Annotated in this window: 1 protein-coding gene; it reads left to right on the plus strand. The window is 64.1% G+C overall.

The annotated features are described in order from the left end of the window. Positions 1–44 precede the first annotated feature (44 nt). On the plus strand, positions 45–251 hold a 207-nt coding region (locus tag AMS67_RS12510; protein WP_193787084.1), incomplete at its 3' end, for an antibiotic biosynthesis monooxygenase family protein.

Genomic DNA, 251 nt, shown 5'->3' on the forward strand with positions numbered 1-251 from the left:
TCGCCGCAAGGGCGCGAAGTCCTGACCGAAAGGAAGTATCCGACATGTCGAAACCGCTGATCGTCGTCGTGCGATTGAAACCGCGCGCGGGCGCTGAGGAAGCGCTGCTCGAGGTCTTCCGGCACTTCTCTCCAGGGGTCTTCCGCGAGCGCGGGTGCGAGAGGTTCGCCCTCCATCGCGGCGATGAGGCCTGGATGATCGTCGAGCGCTGCGGGAGGCTCGAGATCTGGTATGAGCATCTTGCCAAGCCG

Origin of the sequence: Leucobacter japonicus, from assembly GCF_001273855.1 — a bacterium.
GTDB lineage: Bacteria > Actinomycetota > Actinomycetes > Actinomycetales > Microbacteriaceae > Leucobacter > Leucobacter japonicus.